Source organism: Roseomonas sp. CAU 1739 (assembly GCF_039839775.1).
Lineage (GTDB): Bacteria > Pseudomonadota > Alphaproteobacteria > Acetobacterales > Acetobacteraceae > Neoroseomonas.
Genome location: NZ_JBDOQQ010000032.1, coordinates 20193 through 31316, shown reverse-complemented (window position 1 = coordinate 31316; position 11124 = coordinate 20193). Strand labels below are relative to the sequence as shown.

Genomic DNA, 11124 nt, shown 5'->3' with positions numbered 1-11124 from the left:
GCGCTCACGCAGATCCTCGGAGTACGGCCGCATCAGCGCTGGCCTCCATCGCCCAGCCCAACGCTTGAATCAGATCCCGCCCCGTTTCGGAACCCCGATTCCAACGAATAGCAGCGTGCTCTAGCGCGCCGCGCAGCGGCGAATTGTCGCCCGATCCGTCTCCCGGAACGACTGGCGCCCGCTACCTGTGCTGGAATGCCCGCATAAAGTAGCCGTTCCAACTTCAACCTCGCTCGCAACTCACGCACATCCACCGCTATCTCGGTGTGCCGCGGCTGAACTGGCCCACGTGAGCACGCGATCAGGCCGTCATCCTCGTATAGTTCCCGTGATCATAGCGGATTGAGGTCTGTTCGGTATAAGCGGGTATGCCCCTCCAAACCACCCCACCAAAGGCCGGGGGGCCTTTGGGATGCCGGGACTTGGCGGCGGGCATCAGAGTCGCGTCGGATGCTGTTGCGTGCGCTCTCGCTCGAAACGGCGAGGCCAACGCACCGGTTTCTGATTCTCGCCATCGCCGCGAATGCGGAGCGGCGGCAAAATCAAACAAGCCGGAGGTTTGCGCGTCACTCCAAAGGCTGCCCTCGGCACAACGCGCCCAAGGGCACGAACGGCTGAATACCAGAGGTCATGCAATGGGCCGCCGGAAACACAGACCGATACCGGCGGTCGCCAGTGTCGCCACGCCAGGTCCGCCCCGCCTTTCCAAATGTCCAACGACCTCTGGCAAGGCTTATGGCGACGCCGCTCTCCGTCTACCGCCCCACGCGCGGTGCCCAGCGCTTCCTCTCGAACCATCCGACGATGCCGCGCGGCAGGAACAGGATGAACAGCACCAACAGGATGCCATAGACCAGCGGCGCCGCGCCAATGAAGGCCGTGCCAAAGGACACCCGCAGCGTTTCCTCCAGTGCGATGGTGAAGGCCGCGCCAACTGTCGGGCCCAGCATCGAATACATCCCCCCGGCCAGCGCACCGAAGACGATCTGCAGTGAGATGCCAATGCCGGCCAGCGACTCAGGATTGAGATAGAGCCGGTACTGCGCACCCAGCGCCCCACCCAGGGCAGCCAGCCCGGCCGAGATCAGCGTGATCATCATCTTCTCACGCGTCACACGGATGCCGATCGCCGCGGCGGCGTCCTCATCCTCGCTGATGGCCGCCAGCGCCTTGGCCGACATGCTGCGATCAATCCACCACCACACCAGCAGTCCGAAGGCCCAGGCCGCGACGGCGATCCACCAGAAGCCGTGCTTGCCGAACTGCATGGCCGCGAACGCGCTGTCCGGCGCCAGCCGCGGCGTCATGCCGAGCGACCCACCGGTATGGTCGCGCAGCGCCACGATCAGGATGCGCACGATCTCGCCGGCGGCGAGGGTGACGAGCGCGAAGTAGTGCCCCACCACGCGCAGCCGGAAGCAGGGATAGGCGAGCAACGCCGCGGCCGCGACGCCAAGCGCCACGCCGGCGGGCAGCCCGATCCAGGGCGACAGCCCCAGATCGTTCCACAGCAGCGCCATGGTATAGGCGGCAATGCCGATGAAGGCGCCATGGCCGAAGGACACCAGGCCAAATCGCCCCATCAGCGCCCAGCCGGTGCAGCTCAGGGCCGAAAGCATCGTCGCGATGCCGAGATGCAGGAAGTATTCGGGCAGGCCGAGGAAGGGCAGCGCCGCAAGGACGACGCTCAGCGCGATCGCGATCCTGGTCATCGGGCGAACAGCCCCCTGGGCCGGGCGAACATGACGACGATGAAGCAGGCGAAGGCGACGACGTAGCTCATCTCGGTGTTCCACCAGAACCCGCCGGTCGAGATGATGACACCCATCAGGAAGGCGGCGAGGAAGCCGCCCAGCATGTTGCCCAGCCCACCCATGACGCAGATCATGAAGGTGATCGGTCCGAAGCTCAGCCCAATGAACGGGTGCACGTCGAGTTGGACGACCAGCAGGCAGGCCGCGAGACCTGCCAGGGCACCACCGATCGCGGAGGCGACCAGGTAGATGCGCCGCGGATCGACGCCCATCAGCGGCATCACTTCCCGATCACGCGCGATGGCACGGATGGCGGTACCGACATAGGTGAATTTCAGGAAGGTCCAGAGTACCGCCGCACCGACGAGAGCCGCGATGAAAGCGACCAGCTTGGTGCCGGAAACGAAGATCTCGCCGACCTCCATCGGCGGCATCTCGACGCCGAGGGAGCGGAAATCCGTCCCGAAGATCAGCATCGCGCCGCCTTGCAGGATGAACAGCACGCCGCCGGTCGCCAGCACCTGCGTGATGGGCGGGCTGCTCAGCAGCGGGCGCACCACCAACAGATGCAGCAGCACGCCGAGCATGGCGACCACCGGCAGGCATGCCGCGAAGGCGGCAAGCAGCGGCCATCCGGCCTGGGTGTGCAGGAACCACACGCAGTACATGCCGACCATCACCAGCTCCGCGTAGCAGAGCCAGACCACGTCGACGACGCCAAACACTAGGTTGAGACCGAGCACCGGCAACGCAAAGACGCCGCCGAGCAGAATGCCGTTGACGATCGCCTCAAGCAGGAACGGATCCAACTCAGTGCCCTCCCAGGAAGGCGCTGCGAATCATCGGATCCGAGGCCAGTTGCGCTGACGTCCCCTCGGCCACCACGCGCCCGGCATCGAGCACATAGGCGCGGTCCACCACGCGCAGGACCTGGGCGACGTTCTGCTCGACGATCAGCACCGTCAGCCCTTCGGCGCGGATGCGTTCCACCAGTGAGAACACCTGCGCGACGATCAGCGGCGCGAGGCCGGCGGAGGGTTCATCCAGCAGCAGGATGCGCGGGCTGCACATCAGCGCACGGCCGATCGCGCACATCTGCTGTTCGCCGCCGCTCATCGTGCCGGCAAGTTGCCGACGACGCTCCTTCAGGCGCGGGAACATGCCGAAGACGTAGTCGACGCGTTCGGCGTAGCGCTTGCGCGCGCTTGGGATATACGCACCGACCTTGAGGTTTTCCTCGACCGTGAGGTGCGGGAACAGGCGTCGGTTCTCCGGCACATGCGCGATGCCGATGGCGGGCAGTGCATGAGCCGGCAAGGTGGCCAGGTCGGCGCTGCCAAATCGCGCGGTGCCAGCCTTCGGCCGGAGCATGCCGGAGATCACGCGCAGCAGCGTGGTCTTGCCGGCGCCGTTGGGACCCACGACGCCCACGGCCTCACCGGGCGCGACCTTCAGCCCGACATCGAATAATGCCTGGAAGTCACCGTAGCCCGCGCGGATTCCCTCGAGGGTGAGCGTGTCCCCCGTCATCGGATCAATCCCCATATCGGTCATGCAGCGCGTGTCTCGGGTGGCCCGAGATAGACCTCGGCCACCTTCTCATCCTGCTGCGCCTCGCGCGGCGTGCCCTCGAAGATAACGGCGCCGTGGTCGAGCAGCAGCACGCGGTCCACGACCGACAGAAGCACGCCCATGATGTGCTCGACCCAGACGATGGTGATGCCGCGCTCGTCACGGATACGCTTCAGCATGTCGGCCGCCTGGCGCATCTCCCCCGCATCAAGCCCGCCGAGCGATTCATCGGCCAAGAGCAGCTTCGGTCGCGTGGCGATGGCGCGCGCGAGTTCCAGCTTCTTGAGCCCAGCGGCGCCGAGACCACCGACGCGCGCCTGCGGATCAGTCGGCAGTTGCGCAAGCGTCAGCGCATCGCGCGCGATCGATTCCGCCTCCTCATGCGACATATGGCCGCCATGGCCGAAATGCGCGGCCAGCATGGCGTTCTCGAGCAACGTCAGCTCGCGGAAGGGTCGCGGAATCTGGAAGGTGCGACCGATGCCCTTGCGGCAGGTCGCATCGGCGGTCAGGCCGGCGATCTCCTCGCCGGCCAGTTTCACGCTGCCGGCCGTCGGCTTCAGCATGCCGGCGATGCAGTTGAAGGTCGTGCTCTTGCCCGATCCATTGGGGCCGAGCAGGCCGAGGATCTCGCCCTGCTCGACGCTGAAGCTGACATTGTCGACGGCGGTGAATCCCCCGAACGACTTGGTCAGCCCCGAGACCTGAAGCATGCTCACGCGGTCGCGCCCCCGAAGGGGAAGCGAGATGGGCTCAGCACCGGATCAGTCTTCAACGCAGGGCGAAGGGGCTGCTGGCCGGCAGTGGCATCACCGGCGGGCCGCCAGCGATGGCGGTCGGCCACACCACTTTGGAGCGCGCGTTTTCGAACTGCATCACCACGGCAACGGAGCGGGAATTCTGGCCTGCCATCTCGTGGTCGGGCGGATTGAACTTCACGCCATAGCCCTGGATCGTGCCACCCACGGGAATGTCGACGCCGAGCGCCGCGCGACGCATGGCGTCGATCGATCCGTCGGCTTCGCGCACCGCAGGCTTCAACACATATTCCAGGAAGACCCAGGTGTTGTTGAATCCCATCGAGGCATGGGTCGGCGGATCGTTGGACTGGGTGCGTGCCCGGTAGCGCGTGAGCAGGATGTCCTGCAGTTCGCGCGCCGGCGCCGTCAGGCGCGAAGGATCAAGCATCTGCGTGGCGGCGGGATCGACGTTGCAGAAGTGGTTGATCTCCGCACCGAAGGTCTCGGTCAACCTGTCGATCTGCGAGTAGCCGGCACCGTGGCCGATCACCATGCGCGTGCGCAGCCCGCCTGCCTTGGCCTGGCGCAGGAACAGCGTGATGTCCGGATTGTAGCCGACCTGCAGGACGGCGTCGGGTCGCTCACGTCGCAGCTTGGTGACCAGCGTGGACAGATCGGGCGCCGTGGCTGAGTAGCCTTCCTTCAACGCGATCGGCATGCCCACGCGGCGGGCATTTTCTTCCAGTGCGGTCGCCACGCCCACACCATAGGGACCATCCTCATAGATGATGCCCAACTTGAAGCGGTTCGGCGCGATCTGAGTCGCGCGCTGGCAATGCTCGGCGAGGAACTCGATGCTGCCCTCACCATACTGATCGGAGTGCACGGTCGGACGGAATATATGCGTGAAGTGCTTGCCCTTCAGCACGGCCGAGGCGATGGCGCTGTTGATCCAGAGGATCTTCCCCTGGGCCTGCATGCGTTGCGCCAAGGGCACTGCATGGGCGGAGCTATAGACGCCGATGATGACGTCCAGGCGTTCCTGGCTGACCAGGCGCTCGGCCTCATTGATGGCCACCTCGGCACGGCTCTGGCTGTCGGCGGAAACCGCCTGCACCATTCGCCCGTCGACGCCGCCACGCTCATTGAACAACTCGATGGCGAGCTCGGCGCCCGCGGCAAGAGGCACGGAGCCGGCCCCGGCAAACGGGCCTGACAGATCGTGCAAAAGTCCGACACGAATGGGTGCACCAGCGCCTTGTGCAACGGCGCGGCCGGCAGCTAGGCCGCCGACTCCGGCCAGAAGCGTCCGACGATTGGTGAGCATGGCTTTCTCCCTTGGTATCCGACCCTGTTGCGGACCGGCTGGGAATGAGAGAGCAGCCCGTTCATCCAGGTCATCCGCCCCCCCTTCCTGCCTTGTTCAGCGGCCATCCTGGCCGACGAAGCGGCACAAGCGGACACTGGCGATCCAGCGTTATAAGTAGCCTCCAAGGGTAGGCCCCTGGACGTCAAGCCCTACTTCGTCGTCTGGCGCATTGTTCGGGTTGCGGTTGCGACAGGGGCTCGCGGGCGGCATCGCCCTGTCCTGCCCATGTGAGTCGAATGGCGGGCGTAGAACCCGACCCTATTGATCTGATGCTTCTCGCTGCGGATTTGGCGCCAATGCACGTGGCTGGCACATTTTCGGTACGCCCTGGTGGGCGCGGCCCGGCCTTGGATGTTGGGGCATGCGAACGGCAAACGCCCAAGCTTCGTTGCCAAGGTGCTGGCATCGCAATTTCACTTGGAGGCGGGGATGCGCATCCGACGATCCCAATGCACTACCGTTGTCCTGTAACGCTTGAGGCCGAGGACTTCGCCCATCCACAGCTGCGGCAAGCTCGAGCCCCTTTGCCGGAAGGATGAGATGGCGTCGTTGGCACCGTGGGCCGCGCAATGCCCTGGCACGATCGCTATCCCAAGGCCAGGCCGCTTATGATAATCACCACTGGTGAACATCGTTGCAGGTGCCCCGCCATGCCCAAGGTCGGACCGAAGCTTCGGGAGTTGCGTACGCGGCGGGGTCTCGGCACGCGGGAACTGGCCGCGCGCTCTGGGGTGTCGCATTCCGCGATTTCGCTGATCGAGCGCGATCGCATGAGTCCGTCGGTCGATACGCTCGGCGCCATCCTCGGTGCGCTCGGCCTCACGCTCTCCGCCTTCTTCGAGGATCTCGAAAGCGCCATCCCACCGCGCATCTTCTACGCCGCTGGTGAGCTCACCGAGATCGGCCGGGCGGACCGCGTCTCCTACCGGCTGGTCGGCATGGACTATCCGAACCGCCGCATGCTGTTGTTGTCGGAGCACTACGCACCAGGCGCGGCGACGGACAACCCTATCGCCCACAACGCCGAGGAGGCGGGCATCGTCACCCGCGGCGCCATCGAGGTCACGGTCGGCGACCAGTCCCGCATCCTGCGCGAAGGCGACGGCTACTATTTCGACAGCCGCCAGCCGCACCTGTTCCGCAATGTCGCCGACGGCGTCAGCACCATCGTCAGCGCCGTCACGCCGCCCACCTACTGACCGGCGCGGCCAGTTTCCTGCCCAGCGGCACGCCACCCCGTTGCGTTGCCGCGGCGAAGGCCCTCTGCTCGGCGTGGACCAGCACGAGGACGGGCAGGCGATGGCAGCGCGACGTATCCTGGCAGGCGGCATCGCCCAGGAATCCCATAGTTTCAATCCGATCCGGATGGGGCGGGACAGTTTCACCATCACCGCCGGCGACGATGCGCTCGCCCGCGCCCGCGGCACCAATTCGACGCTCGGCGGCATCATCGATGCCGCGGAGGCAGCCGGAGCCGAGGTGATCGTGCCCACGCTCTATCGCGCGCAATCCGGTGGGCCGGTCGAGGATGCGGTCTTCGTCGAGATGAAGGACATCATGCTCGACGCCGCGAAACGCGGCGATTTCGACGCCATCGCGCTGCCGCTGCATGGCGGGATGCTGACGCCGACGCTGCACGATCCGGAAGGCGTGCTGATGCAGGAGCTGCGCGCGATCGTCGGGCCGGATATGCCGATGACCGCCGCCTTCGACCTGCATGCGCATGTGACCCCGGAAATCCTTGAGACCTGCGACCTGCTCGCGGCCTATCTCACTAACCCGCATGGTGACCAGGGCATGACGGGATTGCGCGCGGGCCGCGCGGCGCTGGCCATGCTGGACGGCACGCTGAAGCCGGTCCTCGCCTGGTCGCACCTGCCCATGCTGACGCTCGGCAATGACCGGACGGATGAGGAGCCGTTGCAAGGGCTGCATGCCCGCGCGGCGGCGGCCGTGGCCGCCCAGGGCGTTTACGACGCCTCGATCTTCAACGCGCAGCAGTTCCTTGACGTGCCGGGGCTCGGCCAGGTCGTGATGGCCTATGGCAACGGAGATGCGACGCAGGCCAAGGCACTGGTCGCGAACCTCGCCGCCGATCTGTGGACGGCGCGCGCGCGGCTGATCGGCACCTATCCGTCGCTGGAGGGATGCCTCGCCAGGGCCGTGGCGGGAACCGCCCGCCCGTTGATCCTGGGCGACCAGGGCGACCGAGTAGCGGCCGGTGCGCCGGGCGACAGCACCGTGATCCTGCACGCGCTGCTCGGCCTCGGTGCCGATCTGCCGGCCGCGATGCCCATCTGCGATGCCGAGGCCGTGGCGCGGTGCCGTGCAGCAGGTGTCGGTGCGACGGTCACGGTGACGGTGGGCGGCCGCTATTCCACAGTCGCGCCGCCGGTAACCCTGACCGGAATTGTGATCTCGGCCGCTGAAGGTGCCTCGCTGGTCTATCAGGGGCCTGCGGAGAAGGGCCAGCGCGCATTCATCGGCCCATTCGCGGTGCTGCGCATCGGCGCGCTGAAGGTGGTGCTGACGGCGCGGCCCTATTCCTACATCGACCCCGAATATTTCCGCGCCATGGGTGTGGAGCCGCGCGACCAACGCATCGTGGTGACACGGTCCGGCTACCATTTCACGCTGAACTACGCGGCGATCGGCGAGTGCATCACCGTCGATACGCCGGGCATGTCCTCCTACCGCGTGAAGGACCTGCCCTTCACCGTGGCGCGGCCCTTCTACCCGCTGGACGACATTGCGATGACGCCCGAAGTCCACATCAAGTCCTGAGGGGGCCGCTCCCCCTCACCGCCTACCGCAGCGCGGAAGCCGCGTCCTCGAACGCTTCGGCCATGTCGTCGAGTACCGCTTGGTCATGGGCGAAGGACAGAAAGATCCGACCGTAGCCCGAGGGCATCAGCAGCACGCCGCGGCGACGCAACTCCACATGCAGGGCAACGGACCATTCGGGCCGTAGCAGGCCACGAGCCTCCGCATAGTCGCGCGGCGGCGCTTCGCTCGGCCAGAGACTGAAGACGCTGCCATGGCCGCTCGTGCTGACCGCCTGCCCGACACGGGCAAAGGCATCGACGATACGGCCGCGCAGGGCCTCGCCGCGGGCGAGAAGGGCGGGGTAATCGGCGGCGTCCAGCATTTCCATGGACGCCAGTACCGCGGCGCAGGCCATCGGGTTGCCGCTGTATGTCCCGGCACGCACCGCGCGGCCATCCGCGAAGGCGCGCATGATCTCCGGCCGACCCGCAACGGCCGCGACGGCGACGCCGCTGCCGACCGCCTTGCCGAGCGTCGCGAGATCCGGGTCCAGCCCCATCGCATGGGCGGCCAGTCCCGCATGCAGGCGGAAGCCCATCAGAACTTCGTCCGCGATGAGCAGCGCGCCGTGACGCCGCGCGATTGCCTGCAATTGCAGCAGATAGCCTGGCGCCGGCAGAACGCAGCCGGCATTGGCGAGCACCGGCTCGACCAGCACCGCGGCGATGTCGTCGCGCTCGGCGAACAGCCGCTCGGCATCCTCGGCATCGTTGAAGCGCAGCAGGGAAACGCGGTCGGTCTCCGGCCGCGCATTGCCGGGGAAGGAGGATTCCGCCGCCCCGGCGCCGCCATAGGCGACGTCGTCCAGCCAGCCATCGAAGCCGCCCGCCATCTTGGCGATGCGCGTGCGGCCGGTCGCCACGCGCGCCGCGCGGCAGGCAAGGTGCACCGCTTCGCTGCCGGTGCTGACGAACAGCACCTGATCGAGGGGCCCCGCATGGGCCGCGATGGCCGCCGCGGCCGCTTCCTCCCGCGCATGGGCGAAGGCGGGCAGCGGGCCGTCGCGCAGCGCCTGCGTCACCGCTTCGACCACCAGTGCCGGCGCATGACCGAGCACGGTGCCGCCGAAACCGAGCGCGGTATCGGCATAGCGCCGCCCCTCGCTGTCCCAGATCCATGGCCCGGCGGACCGCGCGACGGTCAGCGCCTGCCCGTCGAGCGGCGGCAGCAGGCGCGCGGCGGACGACACGGCGCCGACAAGATGCGCCATGGTCAGGCGCGCCGCACATTCCAGGGGTAGCGCACCGAGCCGCCGAGCACGCCGGTTATCTCGTTGCGGTAGGCCGTCTTGGGGAAGTAGATGCCGAGCGGCAGGGTCGGCACCTCGCGCATCGCCAGCGCATGGACCTCGCCGAACAGCCGCGCCTGCTCCGCGCTGTCGGTGGCGTCCAGCCACGCGGCGGTGAGGCGTTCCATCTCCGCACTTTCGAACCAGCCGGGCCAGCCGGTCGCGCCCTCCCCGCGGATCGTGGTGTTCAGCACCGGGTTGGCGATGGCGATGGACGGCCAGGTGGTGTGGTACAGGCTCCAGCCGCCGGTGGCCGTCGGAGTGCGGTTGTTGCGGCGCTGCAGCAGCGTGCCCCAGTCCATATCGACCAGTTCGACATTCAACCCGGCCGTCTGCAGCGCCTGCGCGGTGATCGGGCCGAGCGGCGCCAGCGTCGCATTGTCCGCCGGATTGAGGATGACGACCTTCTCGCCATTGTAGCCGGTGGCGCGCAGCGCCTCCCGCATCTCGGTCTGTTTGCCAATGAGGCTCCCGAACTGGCCGCGGCCGATCTCCTCCACACCGGGCACGGTGCAGGGGAACATCGCCTGACATTCGCGCCAATCGGCTTCCTTGCCGCCTGTCACCGTCGCCAGATAGTCGGTCTGCCGCACAACCTGCACGACGAAGCGCCGCAGCGACGCATTGTTGAAGGGCGGCACGAGATGGTTGAAGCGCGCGACGATCGCCGAACCGAGCGGATCCGCATTCTCGATCTTCACGCGACGGCCGCGCAGCGCGATCGGTTCGAGGTCGGCGGGCAGCGCCTCCATCCAATCCACCTCGCCCTGAACCAGCGCGGCGACGGCGGTGGCCTTGTCCGCAATGACGCGCCACTCCACGCGCTCGAAATGCGCGACCTTGGCGCCGGAGGTCCATTCCGGCGCCTCGCTGCGTGGCCGGTAGCCATCGAAGCGGCCATAGGCGATGAGGTTGCCCGAGGACCATTCGTCACGCAGGAACCGATAGGGGCCGGACCCGGTGATCTCGGTGATCGCGTTGTCGCCGGCGGCGCGGACGATGCGCTCGGGCATGATGAAGGCAGGCTGCGAATGCGGCTTGGCCAACGCATCGGCCAGCATCGGGAAGGGCCGCTTGAGGCGGATCACCAGCGTGCGGTCGTCCGGCGTCTCATAGGCATCGACGACGGTCTGGTAGACGCGGCCGAAGGTGTCGCGCCTGGCCCATCGTTCCAGGCTGGCGGCACAGTCGCGCGAGCGCACGGGCTCGCCGTCATGGAAGACGAGACCGTCGCGTAGGCGGATCGTCCAAGCGCGGCCGTCGGGGCTGATCTGGTGGCCCTCGGCCATCTGTGGCTTGGCGCGCATCTGCGCATCGACGCCGTAGAGCGTGTCGAAGACATGGAAGCCGTGCTGGACGGCGACCAACGCGGTCGAGAGAACGGGGTCGAGCGACACCAGGTCGGTCGAGGGCACGAAGCGGAGCGTGCGGGCGCGCATGTCCTGCGCGATGGCCGGGGCGGACAGGCCGAGGGACGGCGCGAGGGCCAGCACGGCGCGGCGTCGGATTGGCATAGGCGGCGCTCCTTTCACGGACGATTTAGGGTGCCACCGTAAGGTCCCGGCGCCCCGCTGC

At 67.3% G+C, this 11124-nt stretch carries 9 protein-coding genes; 2 read left to right on the top strand and 7 right to left on the bottom strand.

Annotated elements, in window-relative coordinates:
- Positions 1 to 755 precede the first annotated feature (755 nt).
- Genes AAFN86_RS28385 through AAFN86_RS28365 form a run of 5 tightly spaced genes read right to left on the bottom strand, consistent with a single transcriptional unit; the run spans position 756 to position 5393 of the window.
- A complete protein-coding gene (locus AAFN86_RS28385; RefSeq protein WP_347547005.1) occupies positions 756 to 1712 on the bottom strand; it encodes a branched-chain amino acid ABC transporter permease in 957 nt (318 codons plus the stop codon).
- Complete coding sequence (locus tag AAFN86_RS28380) at positions 1709 to 2563, bottom strand: branched-chain amino acid ABC transporter permease (RefSeq protein ID WP_347547004.1); 855 nt, start codon at positions 2561 to 2563, stop codon at positions 1709 to 1711. Before AAFN86_RS28380 ends, AAFN86_RS28385 begins: the two co-directional genes overlap by 4 nt.
- A gap of 1 nt (position 2564) precedes the next feature.
- The gene (locus AAFN86_RS28375; RefSeq protein ID WP_347547003.1) at positions 2565 to 3284 is read right to left on the bottom strand and encodes an ABC transporter ATP-binding protein; all 720 of its coding nucleotides are present in this window, start codon (positions 3282 to 3284) and stop codon (positions 2565 to 2567) included.
- 20 nt (positions 3285 to 3304) lie between these two features.
- On the bottom strand, positions 3305 to 4039 hold the full coding sequence (locus AAFN86_RS28370; RefSeq protein WP_347547007.1) for an ABC transporter ATP-binding protein: 735 nt from the start codon (positions 4037 to 4039) through the stop codon (positions 3305 to 3307).
- A 58-nt stretch (positions 4040 to 4097) separates the two neighbouring features.
- Positions 4098 to 5393, bottom strand: a complete 1296-nt coding sequence (locus AAFN86_RS28365; RefSeq protein ID WP_347547002.1) for an ABC transporter substrate-binding protein — start codon at positions 5391 to 5393, stop codon at positions 4098 to 4100.
- 692 nt (positions 5394 to 6085) lie between these two features.
- Here AAFN86_RS28365 and AAFN86_RS28360 point away from each other — a divergent pair.
- Complete coding sequence (locus tag AAFN86_RS28360; protein ID WP_347547000.1) at positions 6086 to 6634, top strand: cupin domain-containing protein; 549 nt, start codon at positions 6086 to 6088, stop codon at positions 6632 to 6634.
- A 100-nt stretch (positions 6635 to 6734) separates the two neighbouring features.
- A complete protein-coding gene (locus AAFN86_RS28355) occupies positions 6735 to 8219 on the top strand; it encodes a M81 family metallopeptidase (RefSeq protein ID WP_347546999.1) in 1485 nt (494 codons plus the stop codon).
- A 22-nt stretch (positions 8220 to 8241) separates the two neighbouring features.
- Here the strand turns inward: AAFN86_RS28355 and AAFN86_RS28350 are convergent, their stop codons facing one another.
- Positions 8242 to 9471, bottom strand: a complete 1230-nt coding sequence (locus AAFN86_RS28350; RefSeq protein ID WP_347546998.1) for an aminotransferase class III-fold pyridoxal phosphate-dependent enzyme — start codon at positions 9469 to 9471, stop codon at positions 8242 to 8244.
- A gap of 2 nt (positions 9472 to 9473) precedes the next feature.
- A complete protein-coding gene (locus AAFN86_RS28345; protein WP_347546997.1) occupies positions 9474 to 11063 on the bottom strand; it encodes an ABC transporter substrate-binding protein in 1590 nt (529 codons plus the stop codon).
- Positions 11064 to 11124: the final 61 nt, after the last annotated feature.